Below are 21,476 nucleotides of genomic sequence, written 5' to 3'. Positions count from 1 at the left end.
TCCTTTCTGGTGGTCGGGCAACTCGCTGCCCTGCTCGGTTTGCGATTTCAGGCGGCACTGGCAAGTACCCGCTCACTCACAGTGTACCGCGCCCAGCACCCTGCATCCTTGCCGGGAACAGGGAATCGCAGGCAGATAGGGGATCAGCTGGATAAAATGGCGTTTTCAGAGGAGAAAGCGCGTGAGCACACTGGTATGGAGCGACGATCTGGCACTGGGCATCGAACAGATGGACCAGACGCATGTGGAATTTGTGGAGCTGCGCAATGCCGTGGAAGCAGCAACTGACGAGCAGCTGCTGCAGCGCTGGAAGGACCTGATCGACCATACCCAGATCCACTTCGACAACGAGGACAAGTGGATGCGCGATACCAATTTCGCCGCCAGCAACTGCCACACCACGCACCACAAGGCGGTGCTGGACGTGATGCGCGAAGGCCTCAATTACGGCCTCAAGGGCCATTTCGTCGTAGTGCGCAAGATGAACGCCGAACTGGCGACCTGGTTCCCGCAGCACGCCGACACCATGGATGCCGCCCTGTCCGACTACCTCAAGCGCATCGGCTACGACACCGCGACCGGCCAGATTGCCCATCCGGAAGCCATGCCCGGCGGCCAGATCCACGGCTGCAGCGGCAATACCGATACCGATCTGGTCGCCACGGAACCGGCTGAAGCCGCCAGCAGCTGCGGCCACTGACACGCGCTGGCAATCGGCCATGTACGCCTCCTGGGAATGGATCCCGCTGCTGCTGGCACTGGGCATCGCCCTGTTCCTGCGCCCCTGGCGCATGCTGCGCCGCACTGAACTGCTGACGCCACTGCTGGCCAGCCTGGTGATCGTGCCCTGGGTCTGGGCCATGCCGCGGCTGCACACCATGCCGCTGCAGCTGACGCTGACCTTTTCCGGCATCATCCTGCTGACGCTGGGCTGGCCGCTGGCGATACCGGTGTTCTGCCTGATTGCGATCATCTCCGGCCTGCTGGCACCGGCCCCGGTGGCCCAGCTGATGGCCGACGCCTTCTGGCTCGGCGTGCTGCCGGCCACCTTTGCCATGCTGCTGGGCGCGCTGGTGCGGCGCTACCTGGGCCCGAACATCTTTGTCTATACACTGGGACGCGGCTTTTTTACCACCGTGGCCAGCGTGTTTGCCGCCGCCCTGCTCAGTGAATGGGCCGGCTACCACCTGCCCAATATCGATCCTTCCCTCACCACCATCGCGCACTGGCTGATTGCCTGGGGCGATGGTTTCATGACCGGGCTGCTGTCGGCGATTTTTGTCGCCTTCCGCCCGCAGTGGCTGGCCACCTGGTCGGACGAACTCTATCTGAGGTCTTCATGAGCGACTCTCCTGCCTACGGTTGCATCACGCAGGTGCCGGGCCTGCTGGCCGGGCATTGGACGTCCCCGCAACGGCCCACCGGCTGCAGCGTGGTGATCGCGCCGCAGGGCGCGGTAGCGGCCGTCGATGTCCGCGGTGCGGCACCTGGCACGCGCGAAACCGATCTGCTGGCCCCGGGCCACCTGGTGGACAAGGTGCATGCCGTGATGCTGGGCGGCGGCAGCGCCTGGGGCCTGGATGCCGCCAGCGGCGTGGTGCGCTGGCTGGAGCAGCAAGGCATCGGCATGGATGTCGGCTTTGGCCACCCGTTGCCGCTGGTACCGGCGGCCGTGCTGTTTGACTTGCCGGTCGGTGATGCCCTGATCCGGCCCGATGCCGATGGCGGCTTTGCGGCCTGTGCCGCCGCCAGTGTTAGTCCGTTGGTCTGCGGCAACGTCGGTGCCGGCGCTGGTGCCAGCGTGGGCAAGCTGTTCGGCAGCAATTGCGCCATGAAAGGCGGCATCGGCAGTGCCAGCGTGCAGCTCCATGGCGTGACCGTGGGCGCGCTGGTGGCCTGCAATGCCGTGGGCGATGTGCTGGATCCGCATACCGGACAACTGCTGGCCGGCGCCCGTACTGCGGCAGATCAGCTGCGCTTGCGTGATACCCAGCGTGCCCTGCTGCAGGGCGATGCACCGCGCTTTGCCCTGCCCGGCACCAATACCACCATCGGCATCATCGCCACCGATGCCGCGCTGTCCCGTACCGAACTGCAGCGGCTGACAGTAGCCGGCCACGATGGCCTGGCGCGCTGCATCCGTCCGGTGCACACCATGCTCGATGGCGATACCCTGTTTGCCCTGTCTACCGCCCAGGCGCAGCAGCAGCCCGATCTGATCACACTGTCAGCCATGGCGGCAGAAGCGGTGCAACTGGCGGTGCTGTGCGCCGTGCGCGCGGCACAGACACTGCGCGTGGGCGAGCTGTGGCTGCCGGCGGCTGCTGAACTGTCTGCATGACGGTGGTGCCGCGCTCAGCGCGAGGTACACAGGTTTTCGCAGGGAATACCGTCGCCATCCCGATCCAGACGTGTGATGCCGCACTGGTTCAGGTAGTAGCGCGCCTCGGCACAGCTGTTCATCTGGTTGCAGAAGCGCTTGCTGCCACAGTGGCTGCCCTGCCCCGCGCCCATGAGCGGCAGCAGCCGTGTGCGCGGTGCTGGCGCGTCCAGCACAATGCTGTTTTGCGCGGCTGAGCGGATACCCTTGCGGTAATCGGCCGGATAAATCGCACCGGGCTGGCTCCACAGACCCAGCGTCTCGCTGCGCGCCTGCGCCTCCAGCTGCAGGTAACGACGATCGACCAGATACTGCCGATAGGCCCAGGCATGGCCCTGGCGCAGCAGTTGCTGGTTGACATTCAGGCCCTGCACCTGCACCGTGGCCAGCACCCGGCCATAGCGATCCTGACCGGCTGATTGCAGCAGCACCTGCTTGCCCGCTACCAGATCGGCCAGCGCCTTGCGCGAGGCATTGCTGAACGGCTGGCCACGCTCCGGCGCATCAATCTGGTGCAGGCGCACGCGGAGGTTCTGCTTGCTGGCGGTGAGACAGTTGAGGGTGTCACCGTCAGCGACACCGACGACGCGGCAGGCGATGTCGGCGGCGTGGGCTGTCATGGGCTGGAACAGGATCAGGCCGATGCAGGCAAGCAGCCATTGCCAACCACGATGCTGCTTGCGCTCCAATGAGACGTGTGGGAAAAACCGGTACTTTGTTGTCATGTTGCTGCTGTTGGGCACATCAGAATATCGTCAAAACAGCCTGTCGGATCCATATCCCGCAAGCCATGTGTGCCAGAGAGCCCTTGAGTGTAGCTGCTCTCCCCAGCCACTCCTGCTCCAAGCAGCTGGCTCCTTGAAGATGGGCTGATCTTCAACCGATCAAGTATTTTGCCCAGCAGGCTGGCATGGGCGAGAAAATAGGGTTATAATTTCTCTTTCTCTGGTGGCTGTAGCTCAGTTGGTAGAGTCCAGGATTGTGATTCCTGTTGTCGTGGGTTCGAGCCCCATCAGCCACCCCAAATTAAAAACCCTTGCAGGTCAACGACTTGCAAGGGTTTTTCTTTTTCCATCATGCCTTGCGAAGGCGCAAGAAAAAAGCTGGTCCAGGACCAGCTTTCTTGCTCGGCGACAGCCTGCCTCAGGCCTTGACCGGATAGCGGCTGCTAATGGCCACCCGGTTCCAGGCGTTGATCACGATCGCCAGCCACTCCACTGCCGAAATTTCTGCGTCGGACAGCACAGCCGCAGCCTGCGTGTAAACCGCATCAGGCACCTGCCCGTCGGCCACCAGGGTGATCGCCTCTACCAATTCCAGCGCAGCACGCTCCTGCGGGGTGAAATACGCTGTCTCGCGCCAGGCCGGCAGTACGGCCAGACGGTCGCTGCTCTCGCCACTGCCCAGGGCGTCACGCGTGTGCAGGCGGATACAGAAAGCGCACTGGTTGACTTGCGAGGCACGCAAGCGCAGCAGATGCGAAAAGCCTTCGGTAATGCCAGCCTGTGCAACGGCCTCCGATGCCTGTCGATCCAGTTCGGCAAGCGCCTGGTAGAGCTTGGGAGCGGATTTTCCCAGGTTGATACGTTCGGTCATGGTATTCCTCAGGAAGTGGCTACTGCCGCCGCAGCCGCGGGCTTCGGCACCTTGATCTCCACCTTGAGCAGCTTCTTCAGCGTCTCGAAGTAGGCCATCAGTTGTGCCTCGTTCAGCGCGCGGGACAGTTGCGGTAGCTGCTGCTTCTTGAACTCGTCGGTTGCCGGATCGGCCGGCAGCACCTTGTTCACGCGCACGATGGCGTAGCCCTGCTGGCCCAGATCCACGCCTTCAAAGGCCGGCAGCTTGCCGGTATTGGCGCGCATGGCAGCATCGACCACCGGGGGCACCAGGGTCTGCTGCACGCGCGAGATGACAGCGGTCTCGCCCATGTCACCGGCAGCAGCCGGATTGGCCTGCCATTCCTTCAGCTTGGCCTGGGCATCGGCCTTGGCCAGCGCAACAGCGCGATCCTGCACATAGGCCTGCGTCACGGCCGGCTTGATGTCGGCCAGCGCCTGCTGGCCCGCAGCATGGTATTCAACCAGTCGGCCGGCCACCAGCTGGTTGCTGCCAATCTCGATGGTCTGGGTATTCTGCTTCTTGCTGATGGAATCGGCAGCAAACAGCGCCTGCAGGAAGTTGCGGTTGGCCAGTGGGCCCTGGGTGCCCGGAGCCGGCGTACGCTGCACGTGATTGGCGGTCTGCAGCTGCAGGCCCAGTTCGGTCGCCAGCGTCTTCAGCTCGGCCGGGTTGCGGAACACGCCATCGCTGAGACGCTCGGCCAGTTCGCCATACTTCTGCTGCGCCAGTTGCTGCTTCAGCTCGGCCTCGATCTCCGCCTTGTGCGCATCAAAGCCCTGCTGGGCGGTAGCCTGCACATCGGTCAGCTGGATGATGTGGTAACCAAAATCGGTCTGCACGATGTCGCTGATCTGGCCTTTTTCCATGCCGAAAACAGCATCGGCAAAGGGCTTGACCATGGCGTTGCGGTCAAAGAAACCCAGATCACCACCTTGTGCGGCAGAGCCGGGGTCTTGCGAGTTGGCGCGTGCCAGCTCGGCAAACCTGGACGGATCCTGGCGCACCTGCGCCAGCAGCTCCTCGGCGCGCTTGCGTGCGGCGTCACGCGTGGCCTGGTCGGCCGCGGCATCTACCGTGATCAGGATGTGGCTGGCGCGGCGCTGGCCGGCATCGACAAAACGCTCCTGGTTCTGCTCATAGTAGCTGCGCATGTCCTGCTCGGACACGGTCAGGGTGCGTTCCACGGCAGGCATGTCCAGCACCACGTATTCGACGGTCGCCTGTTCGGTGGTGCGGAAGCGGTCCTTGTGTGCATCGTAGAAAGCCTGCACGGCCGCATCGTCCACCGGCACCTGGCTGGCGTACCTGGCCGGATCAAAACCGGCCAGCTGGATTTCGCGGCGTTCGAAGAAGGGATTCAGCACCAGGTTGGCGCTGTTTTCGGGCATCCAGCCGCCAGCGGCGATGACACCGCCCAGCACCTGCTGCTGCGACAGGCGGGTGCGCACCATGGCTTCGTAGCTGGCGGGCGTCAGGCCCTGCGTGGACAGCAGCTGCTTGTAGCGCTCTTCATCCAGCTTGCCATCGGGGCCGCGCAGGCTGGCAATGGTCGGATCGTTGAGCAGTTCACGCGCCAGACGCTGGTCGCTGACGAACAGCTTGAGCTTGTTGGCGGCGGCAAACAGCATGCGTTCTTCCACCATCGATTGCAGCGTGTCGTACTTGGCCTGGGGTGAATCCAGCAGCGCGCTGTCCAGGCCCGGCTGGCTGGCGCGCAGGCGGTCGGCTTCCTGGCGGTGGGCTTCGTCCCACTCGGCCTGGGTGATTTTCTGGCCATCCACCACGGCGACGGTGGCGTTGGCGGCACTGTTCATGCTCTGGTAGTTATCGATGCCGAAAAACACGAACGAGGGAATGATGAGCGCAAACAGCAGCACCATCATCCACTTGGTGTGCTTGCGAATGAATTCAAACATGCAAGGGAATCCTGTTGGCTGGCAGATGCCAGCAGAAGCAGCGACGCCAGCGGCGCCGGCAGGCAGGGAAGACGGGCAGGAGAAGACCGGCCCGGAGACTCAGCAGAAGATTTTACTTCAATGTGCTGCGTGGCTGCCGGCAGCCGGTTCGCCTTCCGGCAGACAGACGCCGACTTCCAGTCCACCCAGCGGGCTGTCGGCGAGTTGCAGCTGCCAGCCGTGCAGCTCGGCCACGCGCGCCACGATCGCCAGCCCCAGGCCGGCGCCCTGCCCGGCACCCTGGCGGAAGAAGTGCTCGAACACGCGCTCACGCAGCTCCGGCGCAATGCCGGGGCCGCTGTCCTGGAAGCGCAGCCAGATGCCATCGGCCTGCCGTTCCAGCACGACCTGGATCTGCCCGCCTTCGGGCGTATGGCGGATCGCATTCGCCACCAGGTTCTCGACCAGGCTGTGCAGGCCCTGCTCGTCGGCGTGGATGACGAAACGTTCGCCCGGTTGTACCTGCAGCGTCAGTTCCTGGTCGCGCTGCAGGCTGAGCGTGATCAGCTCGGCCAGCTCCTGGCGCAGGAAAGCGGCCAGATCCAGCGCCACCCGCTGCATGCGCACCAGGCCGGGTTCCAGCCGCGCCAGCAGCAGCAGCTGTTCCGACAAGTGGGTGGCGCGCACCACGTTGCGATCGATCTGGCAGATGGCGGCTTCGCGGTCGGCCGGATCGGGCGCGTGCAAGGCGTTGTGCGCCTGCACGTGCAGCACCGCCAGCGGCGTGCGCAGCTCGTGCGCTGCGTAGGAGAGGAAGCGGCGTTCGCGTTCGCGCGCATCCGTGACCTGCCCGAGCAGTCCGTTGAGCGATTGCAAGACCGATTCCAGCTCGCTGGGCGCGGCACGCAGCTGCACCGGCTCCAGCTGCTGCGGATCACGCTGGCGCAGCGAATGCGCCAGCTGCTCCAGCGGGCGCAGGCCCCAGCCGACCACCAGCCAGACCAATAGCATCAGCACGGGCATGCCGAGCAACTCCACCCACAGGCTGCGGCTGGCGATGCGCGTGGCCAGTTCGCTGCGCACATCGGCACGATCGCCAACCAGCACCCAGCTACCGTGGGCCGGATCGTGGTGCAGATAGATGCGCCAATCCCAGTCGCCATGGCGCACCTGGTAATAGCCGGGGACCAGACCCGGCAGCAAGGCCTGTTCGCCCGCGGTCGGTGTAGCTTCAGGACTGGCGTGCAGCGCCCCGCTCTCGCGCAACTGGCACAAATCCTCCAGCTGCTGCATGGGCGCGGTGGGCGATGCCAGGATCAGGCTGCCATCGGCGCGGAAGGCGGCAAAAGACAGCTTGCTTTCATATTCGTGCACGTAATGGCGGAAGGCGGGCGACTGTTCGCCCAGGGCGGCGGCCTGTTGCAGCGCCTGCTGCAGATGCATGCCCTCTTGCGGCGTCATCGCCGGATCGGCCAGCACCGCCAGCATGCGTGCCACCTGGGTCAGTTGGGCATCGAACACTTCCTCGATCTCGACACGGGCATCGCGATAGCTGAGCCAGCTCATGCTGCTGAGCGCAACCATGAGCAGGATCAGGAGCGCGCCCAGCACGCGGCTGCGGATCGAACGCATCATGCCGGATCGATACGGTAGCCGACGCCGCGCACGGTACGGATTAGCTCCGGGTAGAGCTTGCGGCGCAGGTGGTGGATATGCACTTCGAGCGCATTGCTTTCGGCGGCGGTTTCGCTCCAGCCGTAGAGCACCTCTTCCAGCCGGTCACGCGTGAAGACGCGGCCCGGCTGCGACATCAGCTGGTGCAGCAGCAAGAATTCCTTGCGCTGCAGCGTGACCACTTCGCCACGGCAGCTGACTTCCTGGCTGACCGGATCGAGCCGGACACCGCCATGCTCCAGCACCGGCTGCGGCCGGCCAAAGCTGCGGCGCAGCAGCGCACGCAGGCGTGCGGTGAGTTCACCAACTTCAAACGGCTTGACCATGTAATCATCGGCGCCGGCATCCAGCCCCTGGATGCGGTCGCTGGTGGCATCACGCGCGGTCAGCACCAGCACTGGCACCGACTGCTGGCGTTCACGCAGGCGGCGCAGCACCTCCAGCCCGTCCATGTCGGGCAGGCCCAGATCGAGCACGGCGAGGTCGAAAGTCTCGTGCGTCAGTGCATGCAGCGCGCTGCGGCCGTCCTGCAGCCAGTCCACGGTATAGCCTTCGGGCTTGAGCGCGACACGGATACCTTCACCGAGGGCGGGATCATCTTCGACAAGCAGCAGGCGCATGGTGGGCAGCAACAAAAGGGAAACTGCCCGCCAGTATAGGACTGTCAACAGCCGTACCGATCAAGGCGCAGCACGTGACTGGCCCAGGCTTTGCCGGATCTGCGGCAGTTTCTTGCGCATGGCACTATCGACCACGCCCGGCAGGATCTGGTTGATGCGCACGAACAGCTTTTCCGGCCAGCCCAGATAGCACTCGTGGCGCGTGCCCTGCATGGCCAGCAGCACCTGTCGTGCAACGGCCTGCGGCGTATCCATGGCGCTGCCCAGTTGCTCGTTCATGCGCACGGCCGCAGCCGTGTTCATGCTGGTGCGGGTGGCGCGCGGTGCCACGTAGAGCACCTGCACGCCGGTATCAGCCAGTTCACGCCGCAACGCCTCGGCAAAGCCGCGCAGGGCAAACTTGCTGGCGCAGTAACTGGCATATCCGGGATGACCAATGGAGCCCAGCGTCGATCCCATCAGCAGCACCATGGCCTGCGGCTGCTGTTGCAGCATCGGCAACAAGCGCCGCGTGAGCTGCAAGGTGGCCGTGACGTTCACGGTCAGCATGGCCTCGATGCTCTCTTCATCCTGATGGGCAAAGCTGGCCAGCTCGTTCAGGCCGGAGGCGTGCAGCAGGACGTTGGCACCACCCCAGTCGCGCACAGCGGCTTCGACCGCATCGCGACCCGAACGCGTGGCCAGATCGGCCTCGACCGTGCGTACGCGCGCACGCCGCCCAGCCGCCAGTGCATCCAGCGCCGAATGGCGCCGGCCCACGATCAGCACCTGGGCACCGGCCGCCAGCAGTTGCTCCAGCAATTCCTGGCCGATACCGCCAGTGGCACCGGTCAGTACGACGCGTGCATCCTGCAGCTTCATGCGGCCACCTCCTGCGGCAGCGGCAGGCTGCGGAACATGTCGCCATACAGGCGATACACCACACGCGCCGTGTGGAGCACGGCCTGCTGGTCCTCCGGTTCGGTCAGCTGATTCATCAGCAGCTCGAAGCCCTGCATGTGGGAGATGTCCAGACTGCCATGGGAAGTCAGATAACTGAAGGCACTATTGGGCAGATGCAGCTGCTGCTGGATGCGATCTGCCGCCTGCGTCGCCACCTGCGTGCTGGTGCCTTCCAGCACCAGCACCATGCCGAAGAAGCTGACCGGGTTGTGGCGTGCAATGCGGTCATAGACATAGCTGACCATCAGCTCGGTGGCCAGTGCCGGCTGGCCATGGCGTACACGATCGGCATCGACACCGCAGGCAGTCAGGTCATTCAGCACCCACTCTTCGTGGCCGAACTCCTCGGCGATGTAATCGACAATGGCTTCACGCAGCCAGCCAAGGCGATCGGGCAGGCGCGCACCGCAGGCCATCAGCAGCGGCACGGTGTGCTTCACATGGTGGTAGGCCTGCTCCAGGAAGGCGGTGTAGCTGGCCAGCGGAATGCCCTGCTGGACGGCATGCGTGATGATGGGCGCGCTCAGCAGTTGCTGGCGCTCCTGCTGTGTGGCTTGCTGCAGTTGCTGGAAAAAAGTCATGACAGATCTCCGGAAGTAGGATTCAGACAGGGGTGGGGGAAGAAACGGCATCCAGCGCCGATAGCGAGGGAGCATTCAGCACCCACTCTTCGTGGCCGAACTCCTCGGCGATGTAATCGACAATGGCTTCACGCAGCCAGCCAAGGCGATCGGGCAGGCGCGCACCGCAGGCCATCAGCAGCGGCACGGTGTGCTTCACATGGTGGTAGGCCTGCTCCAGGAAGGCGGTGTAGCTGGCCAGCGGAATGCCCTGCTGGACGGCATGCGTGATGATGGGCGCGCTCAGCAGTTGCTGGCGCTCCTGCTGTGTGGCTTGCTGCAGTTGCTGGAAAAAAGTCATGACAGATCTCCGGAAGTAGGATTCAGACAGGGGTGGGGGAAGAAACGGCATCCAGCGCCGATAGCGAGGGAGCAAAGTGCTGCAACAAGGCCGTGCGGCGCAAGCGACCGTTATCGGTCAACAGGCCGGCCGCGGCGCTGAACGGCGCCTCGGCGCGCAGCCACTGGTGCACGCGGGCGTAATCGGGCAAGCTGGCGTTGACGCCATCGACGGCCGCCTGCAGATCGGCATCACGGGCAGCGCCACGCGGCACCAGCACGGCGACATTGCTGGCGCGCGACTCGCCATGCAGCCAGGCCTGGGCAATCGCCGGCTGCTGCGTCAGTTCGGCCTCGACCCATTCGGGATGGACATTGCGGCCATAGGCGGTGACGAACATGTGCTTCTTGCGACCCTGCAGCAGGATGAAGCCATCCTCTTCGCGCGCCAGATCGCCGGTGTGCAGCCAGTTGCCCTGCAACGGCGCTTCCCCCAGGTAACCCAGCATGCGCGGGCCTTGCACCAGCAACTCGCCATCATCAGCCAGGCAGACCCTGGCATGCGGCAAGGGCTGGCCAACGCTGCCGATACGGCGCGCCTGCGGCGTGTTCAGGCAGACCACGGAAGCGCATTCGGACAGGCCATAGCCCTCCCACACCGGCAGCCCCAGGCGTTCGGCCCGCTGCAACAGCTGGACGCTGACAAAACCACCGCCCACTGCCAGCATGCGCAGGCTGGACGGCGGCTGCCAGCCCTGCTCTGCCGCCTGCACCAGAGCCAGCAGCAGTTGCGGCAGCAGAATCACGCTGTGCGGCTGCTCACGCTGCAGCAAGGCCAGCAGGCGCGAAACGTCCAGCCCGGCCGCACCCGACCAGCCAATCTCCGCCAAGGACGGCACGATCACCTCGGCACCCTGCAGCCACTGGGCGTAGACCCCAGCAATGTTTTCCAGCAGTGTGGCCAGTGGCAGCAGGCACAGGTGGCGCTGCAGCTGCAGTCCGGCCGTGGCCTGACGCAGGCTGTCGGCCACGGTCAGCTGGGTTTCCAGCGACAGGCAAACCCCCTTGGGCTGCCCGGTGGTTCCGGAGGTGTAAGTGATCTTGGCCGTACCTGCATGCAGCGCCTGGCTCTGCGGCAGCGTGCGCTGGTAGATCCCGCTGTGCACAGGCACAAAGCCGGCCTGCTCCAGTACGCCAGGCTGCAGCTGATGGCCAATCAGCGTATCGATACCGGCACTGTCCAGCACATGGCGCTGCCGGCCGGCCGAAAAAAAGCCGGGCACCGGCACACAGACCAGGCCACTGGCGGCCAGCGCCAGGTCGTGCAGGCACCAGGCGGCGCTGTTGTCCAGCGCCAGCGCCACGCGTCGGGCGCGCAGGTTTGCCAACATCTGCTGCGCCTGTTCCAGTTGCTGCAGCAGCTGTTTGCCGTTCAGGCTGGCATCACTGCCACGCAGCACCGGGCGATTGGCGGCCCAGGACAGGGCCAGCAACAGGCTCTCAATGGACATCGCTGCGCTCCACGACCTGCGCCGGCCAGAGGCGCAGACGCTGCAGCTGGGCACGCGCCTGCGCTACCGACACCGCCATCACCTGCGGGCCGCAATCGTAATAGTGGCCCCAGGCCTGCCGTTCTTCCTCGTCCAGACAGAGCGGATCGGCCAGTCCCAGCGCATGCGGCTCGATGCCCAGGCGACGAAAACTGTTCACCAGTGCCGTCGTGCCGGTAAACGTGACCCAGCGCAGGCCCAGTGACTCCAGCTTCTGCGTCAACAGCACGATCAGCGCGCGCCGAACCACGGCCATTGGCTGCCAGATTGCCGACCTCGACCAGTTCGCTGCGCGCTGGCACATGGCCGATCAGCCGGCCCATCATCCGATCGACACGCTGTGGCAGGTAGCGTTCCAGGAACAGCGTGTCTTCGGCGGCGCTGCGCAAGCCGAGTGCGCCCTGCAACTGACCAGCGGCATCGACCAGGCCATACAGCATCGGCAGAAAACGCGTCAGCTGCGCACCGTGCTCGAGCAAAAAACGCCCGGCCACATAGGCCTCGATACGGTGACGCTGCAGCGGGTCAACCGCTGGCAACAGGCGCAGGGCTTCCGGCTTCAGCCGCTGGCGCGGCGCCTCTGTGTCTGTCCTGCCTGGCAGGGGAATTCCCATCATCTACTCCTTCGCCCGGTGGGGCATGGGAGGGATGATGCAGAGGGAGGCTTAGCGGAAGATTAAGTCAAGAAAACGATGGCGCCATCAACCCTGCATGTAGCGATTGACCTGAGGATGAAACGCGACACTCCATCGAATGCTACATGGAGTGTTCCGGACAAGCTCGCTACAATGAATCGGATAGGACGATTGTGCGCTGGTGGTGTAACGCATGTATGCCCAGGTCTGTCCATGCACCCGTCCCGGCTCCAGACATGCGCTCCAGACAAGCAACAATCGGGGGACTTCAGTGAACAAGACAGAGTTGATCGAACATATTGCCAAGCAGGCAGGGATCTCCAAGGCAGCCGCAGCCCGTGCGCTCGAGGCCACCTTGGGGGCTGTCACCACCACTCTAAAAAAGGGCGGCAGCGTGACCCTGGTGGGTTTTGGCACCTTTGATGTAGCCAAGCGCGCTGCAAGAAAAGGCAGAAATCCGCAGACCGGCGAGGAAATCCCGATTAAAGCTGCTAGAATTCCGAAATTCCGTCCTGGCAAGGGACTGAAAGATGCCCTGAATTGATCGGCGTGGGGTGCTTAGCTCAGTTGGTAGAGCGGCGCCCTTACAAGGCGTAGGTCGGCGGTTCGACCCCGTCAGCACCCACCACCACAACGATCTGCTGCGGCACAGAAGAAAGCACTTGGAATTTTCACCAAGTGCTTTTTTTATGTCTGCATATCTGGATGCCCTGTCGCGTCCACAGGGCTTACCCCGCCTGCAGCACCTGCGCTACCGCCCTGCCCATCTCCACCGTCGTCGCATGGCCGCCATGCAGGTCCGGCGTGCGTGGTAGGCCATGCTGCGGATCCAGCACCTGCTCGATCGCCTGCACGATGGCATCGTGCGCGTCGCGATGGCCCAGGAAGTCCAGCATCATGGCACCAGCCCAGATCTGGCCAACCGGGTTCGCGATGCCCTTGCCGGCAATATCCGGCGCCGAGCCATGCACCGGCTCGAACAGCGAAGGGAAACGGCGCGTCGGATTCAGGTTGGCACTGGGCGCGATGCCAATGGTGCCGGTACAGGCCGGGCCGAGATCGCTCAGGATGTCGCCAAACAGGTTGCTGGCTACCACCACGTCGAAGTAGTCCGGCCGCTGCACAAAGTGCGCGGTGAGGATGTCGATATGGAACTTGTCCACCACCACATCCGGATATTGGCGCGCCATCAGCGCGACGCGCTCGTCCCAGTACGGCATGGTGATGGCAATGCCGTTGGACTTGGTGGCGCTGGTCAGGTGCTGGCGCGGGCGCGATTGTGCCAGCTCGAAGGCGAAGCGCAGCACGCGGTCCACGCCCAGGCGCGTCATCACGGTTTCCTGCATCACCAGCTCGCGCTCGGTGCCCTCGAACATGCGGCCACCGATGGAGGAATACTCCCCCTCGGTGTTCTCGCGCACGATCAGCATGTCGATCTCGCCGGGCTGGCGCGGGCTGCCGTCGCGGCGCACCACCGGTGCCGTCACGCCCGGCATCAGGCGCGCCGGACGCAGGTTGATGTACTGGTCAAACTCGCGGCGGAACAGCAGCAGCGATTCCCATAGCGAGATATGGTCGGGGATCTTGTCTGGCCAGCCGACAGCGCCGAAGTAGATCGCGTCGTGCGTGCCGATCTGCTGCTTCCAGTCTTCCGGCAGCATGCGACCGTGCTGCCGGTAGTAGTCCCAGCAGGCAAAGTCGAAATGGTCACACTGCAGGGCAAAGCCGAAGCGCTGTGCCGCTACCTGCAGCACGCGCAGGCCTTCGGGCATGACTTCCTGGCCGATGCCGTCGCCGGCGATGACGGCAATGCGGTGCGTTTTCATGGCGCTACCGGATCAGCGGATACGCTGGCGGATTTCCGGAATCGCCTTGCGCATGTAGTAGACCATGGACCAGACCGTCAGCACCACCGCCAGCCAGAGCAGGATGTTGCCCCAGAAGCGGGTATCGATCAGGTCGAACAGCTGGCCGTTATAGAGCAGGAAGGGAATCGCCGTCATCTGCACCGTGGTCTTGATCTTGCCGATCATGTGCACCGCCACGCTGCGCGACGCACCGATCTGCGCCATCCATTCGCGCAAGGCGGAAATGGCGATTTCACGGCCAATGATGATGAGGGCGGCAAACACGTCGGCACGCTGCAGGTGCACCAGCACCAGCACGCTGGCACAAACCAGGAACTTGTCGGCCACCGGATCCAGGAAGGCACCAAAGGCCGAAGTCTGGTTGAGCTTGCGCGCCAGGTAGCCGTCAAACCAGTCCGTCATGGCAAAGATGATGAACATCAGCGCCGCCACCAGGTTCTGCGTCTGCTCTGCCAACGGCATGTAGAACACCGCCATCAGCAGGGGAATGGCGGCAATGCGCGTCCAGGTCAGGGCGGTGGGAATGGTCAGGAACATGGCGTATCAGGGCAAACGGTATCCTGCCGATTGTGGCATGGAAACATCAGCCCCGGCGCTGTCAGTGCAATGCGCGGTAGATCTGCGCCGCCAGCTCGGTGGAAATACCCTCGACGCTGGCCAGATCCTCTTCGGAGGCCTTGGCCACGCCGGCGACTCCGCCAAAGCGCTGCAACAGGCGCGCGCGCCGTTTCGGGCCAATGCCGGGGATGTCTTCCAGCCGGCTGCCGCCGGTGCGTACGCGGGCGCGCTTGGCGCGCATGCCGGTAATGGCAAAGCGGTGTGCCTCGTCGCGGATCTGCGCCACCAGCATCAGTGCCGCCGAATCCTGGCCCAGCCAGATCTTCTCGCGGCCATCGGCAAACACCAGCTCTTCCAGGCCGACCTTGCGGCCCTCGCCCTTTTCCACGCCGACGATGCGCGACAGGTCCATGCCGAGATCGCTGAACACCTCGCGTGCCACGCCGACCTGGCCCTTGCCGCCATCGATCAGCACGATGTCGGGCCAGCGCGGAGCCTTGTCGCTGTCAGCCGCTTCACCCGATTCGGCCGCCTCGTCCTGCCAGGCACGGATCTGCTCGGCCAACTTGCCGTAACGGCGCTGCAGCACCTGGCGCATGGCGGCGTAATCGTCACCGGGCGTGATGCCCTCGATGCCGTAGCGGCGGTAGCGCGAGGGCTGCATGGCGTGGTTCTGGAACACCACGCAGGAAGCCTGGCTGGCCTCACCAGCGGTGTGCGAGATATCGAAGCACTCGATATGCAGGCTGTCGAGCTCCTCGCGCTCCAGCCCGAGCGCTTCGGCCAGCGCCCGCGTACGCGCACGCTGCGAGCCCTCTTCGGCCAGCAGGCGCGCCAGTTGCAGGCCGGCGTTCTGCTCGGCCATCTGCAGCCAGGTGCGGCGCAGTTCACGCGGCTGGTGCACCGCCGTGATCTTGCGGCCGGCCTGCGCCGACAACGCCGCGACCAGCGCCGGTTGCAGCGGCACGCTGGTCACCAGCACCGGCGGCATGTCGGAACCCAGGTAGTGCTGCGCGACAAAGGCTTCGAGTACGGCCTGCTCCAGCTGTTCGTGCGTGGCCTCGATGCCGCCCTCCTCGCCTTCGACCAGCTTGCGCGCATCATCGAGCTGCGACGGAAAATGCGGCTTGTCGCCCAGATGGCGGCCACCGCGCACCATCGCCAGGTTGACACAGGCCTTGCCGCCCAGCACCTTGACCGCCAGGATATCGACGTCCTTGTCACTGGTGGATTCCACCGCCTGCTGGTGCAGGATGGCGCTCAGCGCCGACAACTGGTCGCGCACCTGCGCCGCCTGCTCGTACGCCATGCGCTCGGAGTAATCCATCATGCGCTGCTGCAGCTGGCGCATCACGTCATCGGCCGAGCCATCGAGAAAGGCCTGGGCATGCGCGACATCATCGGCATAGGCTGCCGTATCGATCAGGCCGACACAGGGTGCGGTGCAGCGCTTGATCTGGTACAGCAGGCAGGGCCGCGTGCGGTTGCTGAAGACCGAATCCTCGCAGGTGCGCAGCCGGAATACCTTCTGCAGCAGCTGGATGCTTTCCTTCACCGCCCAGGCGTTCGGGTACGGGCCGAAGTAGCGGTTGTGCTTGTCGGTGGCGCCACGGTAATAGGAGATGCGCGGAAACGCGCCGGGCTGCGGCTTGTCGTCCGGCAAGTTCTTGTTATGGCTGATGCCGCTGAAGCGCAGATAGGGATAGCTCTTGTCATCCCGGAACAGGATGTTGTACTTGGGCTTGAGCGTCTTGATCAGGTTGTTTTCCAGGATCAGCGCTTCGGCCTCGGAGCGCACCACCGTGACTTCGAGCCGGCGGATCTTGCCCACCATGAAGCCGATGCGCGTGCCGCCGTGGTCCTTCTGGAAATAGCTGGAGACACGCCGCTTCAGGTGGATCGCCTTGCCGACGTACAGCACCTGGTCGTCGGCATCGAAATAGCGGTAGACACCGGGCAGCGCCGGCAGCGCTGCGACCTGCTCCAGCACGGCGGGATCATGGCCGCTGCTGGCTGCGGGCGTCGGGGATTCTGCGGGCTGGGGGTCCTGGGGCGATGCGCTCATGCCTGCATTGTAGGGTTGCCGCACCGGGATGACGGACAATGCGGGCATGCCTGATACCACTGCCCTGCCCGCCCTGCCGCCCTTGCAATGGGACATCTTCTGCACCGTGATCGACAACTACGGCGATGCCGGCGTCTGCTGGCGTCTCGCCAGCCAGCTGGCCAGCCGCGGCCAGCGCGTACGCTTGTGGATCGACCAGCCAGAGGTGCTGACCTGGATGGCACCGGAACACAGCGCGGTGGACGTACGGCACTGGGTCAGCCCGCTGCCTGCGGCCGATCTGCCGGCCCAGGCAGGCGATGTGCTGATCGAGGCCTTTGGCTGCGAACTGGATGACAGCGTGCAGGCCTGGTGGGCGCAGGGCCATGGCGCCAGCGGCGGCCTCTGGCTGAACCTCGAATACCTGTCGGCCGAGGACTATGTGCTGCGCTGCCACGGCCTGCAATCGCCGGTAATGAGCGGGCCAGCCGCCGGATGCAGCAAGCGTTTTGTCTATCCGGGTTTTGTGCCCGGCACTGGCGGGCTGCTGCGCGAAACCGGCCTGCTGCAGCGCCAGCAGAACTTTGACCGTGCCGGCTGGCGCCAGCAACTGGGCGTGGCGACTGGCAGCGATCTGGTGTTGAGCCTGTTCTGTTACGAGCCGGACGCGCTGCCAGCCTTGCTGCAACAGCTGTCCGGCAGCGCCAGCCCGAACAGCTGGCTGGTATTCCAGGGTCGTGGTCGCGCCGCACTGGAACAGCTGACCGGCCATGGCTTGCCGGTACAGCACGGCAGCAGCCAGTTGCTGGCGCTGCCCTGGCTGGACCAGGCCGGGTTTGACGCGGTGCTCTGGGCCAGCGATTTCAATGCCGTACGCGGTGAAGATTCACTGGTGCGCGCCCTCTGGGCTGGCCAACCCTTTGTCTGGCACATCTACCCGCAGGACGACAATGCCCACCATGCCAAGCTCGATGCCTTTCTGGACTGGTTGCAGGCGCCGGCAGACTGGCGCGATTTCCACCATGCCTGGAACAGCATCGGCGAAGTAGTGTTGCCAGAACTGACGCCGGAGCGGCTGGCGCGCTGGCGCGTCTGTGCGCTGGAGGCACGTGCACGCCTGCTGGCGCAGCCGGATCTGGTCAGCCAGCTGCTGGTGCTGGCGCAGGCCGGCTGAAGCCGACGCGGGCCAAGATTCAGGCGCTGCGCGTATCGGGCAGGCGCCGTGCGATCTCGGTCACCAGCTGCTGCGCCAGCACGCGCTTGCTGGCATGCGGCAGTTCGGTCATGCCTTCGGCATCGACCAGCAGCAAGGCGTTGTCATCCTTGCCAAAAGTGGCCGGGCCGATATTGCCGACCAGCAGTGGCACCTGCTTGCGCTCGCGCTTGGCCTGGGCATTGGCCTCCAGATCCTGGCTTTCGGCAGCAAAGCCGACGCAGAACAGCGAACCGTCCCTGGCCTGCGGTGTCTGCGCCACGGTGGCCAGGATGTCCGGGTTCTCGACAAAGGCCATCGCCGGCACCTCGCCGCTGCCGTCCTTCTTGATCTTGTGCTCGGCGGCTTCTGCCGGGCGCCAGTCGGCGACGGCGGCGGTGGCCACGAAGATGCCGTATTCGGGCAGATGCAGGCGCACCGCATCCAGCATCTGCTGCGCGCTCTGCACATCGATGCGCGTCACGCCCTCGGGCGTGGGCAGGTGCACCGGGCCGGCGATCAGCTTGACCGAGGCACCGGCTTCCTGCGCCGCGCGCGCAATGGCAAAGCCCATCTTGCCGCTGGAATGGTTGGTGATGCCACGTACCGGATCAATCGCCTCGAAGGTCGGGCCGGCGGTAATCAGGATCTGCTGGCCGGCCAGCACCTTGGGCGTGAAATGGGCAATCACCGCCTGCAGCAGCTGCTCCGGCTCCAGCATGCGGCCATCGCCGACTTCGCCACAGGCCTGGTCGCCATGGCCGACACCCAGCACCTGGGCGCCATCAGCCGCCACCTGCGCCAGATTGCGCTGCGTGGCCGGATGCGCGTACATCTCGCGGTTCATGGCCGGCGCAATCAGCAGCGGCTTGCCGGCCGGACGCGCCAGGCAGGTCAGACTCAGCAGTTCGTCGGCACGGCCCTGCACCAGGCGCGCGATGAAATCGGCGCTGCATGGCGCCAGCAGGATCAGGTCGGCATCACGGCCGAGGTGGATGTGCGGCATGTTGTCGGCGGTGCGCGCATCCCACTGGCTCAGCACCACCGGATGGCCGGACAGCGCCTGCATGGTGACCGGCGTGATGAACTGGCAGGCCGCCTCGGTCATCATCACCTGCACCGTGGCGCCGGCCTTGATCAGCTGGCGGCACAGCTCGGCCGACTTGTAGCAAGCCACGCCTCCGGTCAGGCCGAGCAGAATATGGCGGCCCTGCAATTCGTCGGCAGCTTGCTTGACGGAACAGTTATCCATGGCATTTCCCCTGTTTACTGCCAGTGTTGCAGGCCATCGATGGCCATGGCATAGCCTTGCACGCCCCAGCCGCACATCACGGCGCGGGCTGCCGGCGAAATATAGGAATGGTGGCGGAAGGCCTCACGCGCAAACACATTGCTGATGTGCAGCTCGACCAGCGGCACCGCCGTGCCCTTGATGGCATCGAGCAGGGCCACGCTGGTATGGGTATAGGCCCCGGCATTCAGCACCACGCCGACCAGCAGGCCCTGCGCATGCAGGCGACCGGCCTCGTGGATGGCATCCACCAGATCGCCTTCATGGTTGCTCTGGCGGAAATCGAGTGTCCAGCCGTGGCGCGTACAGGCCTGCTGGCACAGCTGCTCGACATCGGCCAACGTGGACGAGCCGTACACCGCCGGCTCACGCGAGCCCAGCAGGTTGAGGTTGGGGCCATTGAGCACGAGCACGGTCTTGCTGGCCTGGGTACTGGATGCAGTTGTCATGAAAAAATCCTGTATGCGGGGCAGGCCCGCCTCTGTGCGCATGATACCGCGCGCTCAGGCTTCGGAGTCCAGGTCTGGGATGCGGCTGAAGGCGATGCGCATCGGGGCGTGTTCGATGGCCTCGTGCGAGGTGGCAAAGTAGACCGCATTGCGGCCAAAGCGCTGGTTGAGCGCATCCACGGCGCGCAGCAGATCGTCACGGGCGCGCGGCGTCAGACCGGGCAACTCGCCCGGATCCTCGAACAGGTCTGGCGTGTGCTGCTGGTGCGGCACCAGTTCATGCAACAGCACCCCGACCTGCTGCGGCACCGCCACCGCAGCCAGCCCGTTGCCCCAAGCCAGATCGAGCAGGCGCAGCAACATGGCCGTGTCCTGCGTTTCCTGGAAATGCAGGTCACGCATGGCGGTGGTGGCTTCGGGCAAGGCCATGCCCAGATGGCCCTGCACCCAGACCTGCAGCGCCTGCGCATAAAAGCCCTGCCGGCGCAGTCGCATGGCGGCCTTCTGCAACAGCCGGTGCAGCACGGCACGCGCCGCTTCCGGATGCCGCATCGCCGGTGGCAGCACGTGCGAGTGGCTGATGGAGCGCGCCTCCACCTCAGGGGCCAGATGCCATTCGCCGCGCAGCTTGTCGTACATGGCACTGCCTTCGATGCCGCCCCAGGCGGTACGCAGCAGATCACGCGGCGCGGCGCAGAGTTGCTCCACCGTGTGGATGCCGCAGGCCTGCAGGCGCCGCTCCAGCCGCTTGCCAATGCCATGGATATCGCGCAGCACCAGCCCGAACAGGCGCTGCGGCAGCTCCTCGCGCGTGATCACGGTCAGGCCATCCGGCTTGTGCATATTGGAGGCCTGCTTGGCCAGCAGGATATTCGGCGCGATGCCGATGGAGACCTTGAGGCACGCGCCAAGTTCGTCATGCAGGCGCTGCTTGATCTGTTGCGCCAGCCACTGCGCCCGCTCCGGCGCACGCCAGCTGCCGGTCAGTTCGCAGGCCATTTCATCGATCGACATCACGCGCAGCACCGGCACCAGGCTGTCGACCACGGCCACGGCGCGGTGGTGCATCTGCACATACAGCTCTGGCCGTGCCTCGCGCACGATCAGCTTGGGGCACAGCCGGCGCGCCTCGCTGATGCGGGTGCCGGTGCGGATGCCATAGCCGCGTGCCTCGTAACTGGCGGCAATGCAGCAGCTGCTCTCGGCCATGACCGGCGCCACCACCACCGGCTCGCCGCGCAGGGACGCGTCCAGCTGCTGCTCTACCGAGGCAAAGTAGGCATTGAAATCGATGAAGAGGACGCGCAGCATGGCAATGCAAAATATTTACTGTATGGATTTCCAGTATTCTGCATCAGTTTGGCGACGCTGAACAGTCCCCCGGGCCTTATCGGCCCTGCACCTGCTCCACACCGCGATTCGCCAGCGCATCGGCCTTTTCGTTGCCGGGATCGCCGGCATGGCCCTTGACCCAGTGCCAGCTGATGCGATGGATGCCGCCATGCACCAGCGCATCCAGCTGCTGCCAGAGTTCGGCGTTCTTCACCGGCTGCTTGCTGGCCGTGATCCAGCCCTTCTTCTTCCAGTTGTGGATCCACTCGGTAATGCCCTGGCGCACGTACTGGCTGTCCAGGTACAGATCGACCTGACAGGGCCGCTTGAGCGCCTCCAGGCCGCGGATCACCGCGGTCAGTTCCATGCGGTTGTTGGTGGTCTCGGCCTCGCCACCAAACAGCTCCTTGCTGTGCGATCCGGACTGCAGCCAGACACCCCAGCCGCCCGGCCCCGGGTTGCCCTTGCAGGCGCCATCGGTGTAGATGGTGACGTGTTGCATGCTTGTATTCTCCCGAAGCTTCCGA

21 protein-coding genes, 2 tRNA genes and 1 pseudogene are annotated in these 21,476 nt (G+C 64.8%); 7 read left to right on the top strand and 17 right to left on the bottom strand.

Annotation, left to right across the window (positions count from 1 at the left end; genetic code table 11):
* The first annotated feature begins 181 nt into the window (after window positions 1–181).
* The 3 genes from ACI3EV_RS05435 to ACI3EV_RS05425 are packed head-to-tail and all read left to right on the top strand — an operon-like array spanning window position 182 to window position 2,341.
* A complete protein-coding gene (locus ACI3EV_RS05435; protein WP_329770297.1) occupies window positions 182–700 on the top strand; it encodes a hemerythrin domain-containing protein in 519 nt (172 codons plus the stop codon).
* Between the two features lie 19 nt (window positions 701–719).
* The gene (locus tag ACI3EV_RS05430; protein ID WP_329770296.1) at window positions 720–1,343 is read left to right on the top strand and encodes an energy-coupling factor ABC transporter permease; all 624 of its coding nucleotides are present in this window, start codon (window positions 720–722) and stop codon (window positions 1,341–1,343) included.
* Window positions 1,340–2,341, top strand: a complete 1,002-nt coding sequence (locus ACI3EV_RS05425) for a P1 family peptidase (RefSeq protein WP_337691994.1) — start codon at window positions 1,340–1,342, stop codon at window positions 2,339–2,341. Before ACI3EV_RS05430 ends, ACI3EV_RS05425 begins: the two co-directional genes overlap by 4 nt.
* Window positions 2,342–2,355: 14 nt before the next feature.
* Here the strand turns inward: ACI3EV_RS05425 and ACI3EV_RS05420 are convergent, their stop codons facing one another.
* Complete coding sequence (locus tag ACI3EV_RS05420; RefSeq protein WP_337691995.1) at window positions 2,356–3,000, bottom strand: thermonuclease family protein; 645 nt, start codon at window positions 2,998–3,000, stop codon at window positions 2,356–2,358.
* A 328-nt stretch (window positions 3,001–3,328) separates the two neighbouring features.
* Between ACI3EV_RS05420 and ACI3EV_RS05415 the strand changes: the two genes are divergently transcribed.
* A tRNA-His gene (locus ACI3EV_RS05415) sits at window positions 3,329–3,404 on the top strand.
* A gap of 119 nt (window positions 3,405–3,523) precedes the next feature.
* Here ACI3EV_RS05415 and ACI3EV_RS05410 read toward each other — a convergent pair.
* The 9 genes and pseudogenes from ACI3EV_RS05410 to ACI3EV_RS05370 form a co-directional block, all read right to left on the bottom strand.
* Window positions 3,524–3,976, bottom strand: a complete 453-nt coding sequence (locus tag ACI3EV_RS05410) for a carboxymuconolactone decarboxylase family protein (RefSeq protein WP_329770293.1) — start codon at window positions 3,974–3,976, stop codon at window positions 3,524–3,526.
* 8 nt (window positions 3,977–3,984) lie between these two features.
* The gene (locus tag ACI3EV_RS05405) at window positions 3,985–5,916 is read right to left on the bottom strand and encodes a SurA N-terminal domain-containing protein (protein WP_329770292.1); all 1,932 of its coding nucleotides are present in this window, start codon (window positions 5,914–5,916) and stop codon (window positions 3,985–3,987) included.
* A 117-nt stretch (window positions 5,917–6,033) separates the two neighbouring features.
* Entirely contained in the window at window positions 6,034–7,530 is a 1,497-nt protein-coding gene (locus ACI3EV_RS05400; protein WP_329770291.1) for an ATP-binding protein, read from the bottom strand.
* Window positions 7,527–8,189 carry a response regulator transcription factor gene (locus ACI3EV_RS05395; protein ID WP_329770290.1) on the bottom strand — a complete coding sequence of 221 codons (663 nt, stop codon included), beginning with the start codon at window positions 8,187–8,189 and terminating at the stop codon, window positions 7,527–7,529. The genes ACI3EV_RS05400 and ACI3EV_RS05395 overlap by 4 nt, the downstream gene beginning before the upstream one ends.
* 60 nt (window positions 8,190–8,249) lie before the next feature.
* A complete protein-coding gene (locus tag ACI3EV_RS05390; RefSeq protein ID WP_337691996.1) occupies window positions 8,250–9,050 on the bottom strand; it encodes an SDR family oxidoreductase in 801 nt (266 codons plus the stop codon).
* Window positions 9,047–9,712, bottom strand: coding sequence for an iron-containing redox enzyme family protein (locus tag ACI3EV_RS05385; protein ID WP_329770288.1), 666 nt, complete (start codon window positions 9,710–9,712; stop codon window positions 9,047–9,049). Before ACI3EV_RS05385 ends, ACI3EV_RS05390 begins: the two co-directional genes overlap by 4 nt.
* Window positions 9,713–9,734: 22 nt before the next feature.
* On the bottom strand, window positions 9,735–10,052 hold the full coding sequence (locus tag ACI3EV_RS05380) for an iron-containing redox enzyme family protein (protein ID WP_405198047.1): 318 nt from the start codon (window positions 10,050–10,052) through the stop codon (window positions 9,735–9,737).
* A gap of 22 nt (window positions 10,053–10,074) precedes the next feature.
* Window positions 10,075–11,541 carry an AMP-binding protein gene (locus tag ACI3EV_RS05375; protein ID WP_337691997.1) on the bottom strand — a complete coding sequence of 489 codons (1,467 nt, stop codon included), beginning with the start codon at window positions 11,539–11,541 and terminating at the stop codon, window positions 10,075–10,077.
* A pseudogene (locus ACI3EV_RS05370) lies at window positions 11,531–12,194 on the bottom strand (thermostable hemolysin). The gene ACI3EV_RS05375 and the pseudogene ACI3EV_RS05370 overlap by 11 nt, the downstream one beginning before the upstream one ends.
* A 292-nt stretch (window positions 12,195–12,486) precedes the next feature.
* Between ACI3EV_RS05370 and ACI3EV_RS05365 the strand changes: the two are divergent.
* A complete protein-coding gene (locus ACI3EV_RS05365; RefSeq protein WP_026320373.1) occupies window positions 12,487–12,759 on the top strand; it encodes an HU family DNA-binding protein in 273 nt (90 codons plus the stop codon).
* Window positions 12,760–12,767: 8 nt separating this feature from the next.
* Window positions 12,768–12,843: transfer RNA gene (locus tag ACI3EV_RS05360), tRNA-Val, on the top strand.
* A 100-nt stretch (window positions 12,844–12,943) separates the two neighbouring features.
* Here ACI3EV_RS05360 and ACI3EV_RS05355 read toward each other — a convergent pair.
* The 3 genes from ACI3EV_RS05355 to uvrC all read right to left on the bottom strand — a co-directional run bounded on the left by ACI3EV_RS05355 (window position 12,944) and on the right by uvrC (window position 16,706).
* Entirely contained in the window at window positions 12,944–14,041 is a 1,098-nt protein-coding gene (locus ACI3EV_RS05355) for a tartrate dehydrogenase (RefSeq protein ID WP_329770285.1), read from the bottom strand.
* Between the two features lie 12 nt (window positions 14,042–14,053).
* A complete protein-coding gene (pgsA, locus tag ACI3EV_RS05350) occupies window positions 14,054–14,620 on the bottom strand; it encodes a CDP-diacylglycerol--glycerol-3-phosphate 3-phosphatidyltransferase (protein WP_337692000.1) in 567 nt (188 codons plus the stop codon).
* Between the two features lie 61 nt (window positions 14,621–14,681).
* The gene (gene uvrC, locus ACI3EV_RS05345; RefSeq protein WP_329770283.1) at window positions 14,682–16,706 is read right to left on the bottom strand and encodes an excinuclease ABC subunit UvrC; all 2,025 of its coding nucleotides are present in this window, start codon (window positions 16,704–16,706) and stop codon (window positions 14,682–14,684) included.
* Between the two features lie 46 nt (window positions 16,707–16,752).
* On the opposite strand from uvrC, the gene earP reads away from it, so the two are divergent.
* Complete coding sequence (gene earP, locus ACI3EV_RS05340) at window positions 16,753–17,859, top strand: elongation factor P maturation arginine rhamnosyltransferase EarP (RefSeq protein WP_337692001.1); 1,107 nt, start codon at window positions 16,753–16,755, stop codon at window positions 17,857–17,859.
* A 19-nt stretch (window positions 17,860–17,878) separates the two neighbouring features.
* Here the strand turns inward: earP and coaBC are convergent, their stop codons facing one another.
* The 4 genes from coaBC to rnhA form a co-directional block, all read right to left on the bottom strand.
* Window positions 17,879–19,129: a bifunctional phosphopantothenoylcysteine decarboxylase/phosphopantothenate--cysteine ligase CoaBC gene (gene coaBC, locus ACI3EV_RS05335; protein ID WP_337692002.1), complete on the bottom strand. Its 1,251-nt coding sequence runs from the start codon at window positions 19,127–19,129 to the stop codon at window positions 17,879–17,881.
* A gap of 14 nt (window positions 19,130–19,143) precedes the next feature.
* On the bottom strand, window positions 19,144–19,617 hold the full coding sequence (gene aroQ, locus ACI3EV_RS05330; protein ID WP_337692003.1) for a type II 3-dehydroquinate dehydratase: 474 nt from the start codon (window positions 19,615–19,617) through the stop codon (window positions 19,144–19,146).
* 54 nt (window positions 19,618–19,671) lie between these two features.
* Entirely contained in the window at window positions 19,672–20,928 is a 1,257-nt protein-coding gene (locus ACI3EV_RS05325; protein ID WP_337692004.1) for a DNA-directed DNA polymerase, read from the bottom strand.
* A gap of 76 nt (window positions 20,929–21,004) precedes the next feature.
* The gene (gene rnhA / locus ACI3EV_RS05320) at window positions 21,005–21,451 is read right to left on the bottom strand and encodes a ribonuclease HI (RefSeq protein ID WP_329770278.1); all 447 of its coding nucleotides are present in this window, start codon (window positions 21,449–21,451) and stop codon (window positions 21,005–21,007) included.
* Window positions 21,452–21,476: the final 25 nt, after the last annotated feature.

The organism is Allobrachymonas wangyanguii, from assembly GCF_045055315.1.
GTDB lineage: Bacteria > Pseudomonadota > Gammaproteobacteria > Burkholderiales > Burkholderiaceae_C > Brachymonas > Brachymonas wangyanguii.
The sequence above is the reverse complement of the archived record's forward strand: the minus strand, read 5'-3'. Positions and strand labels throughout refer to the sequence as shown.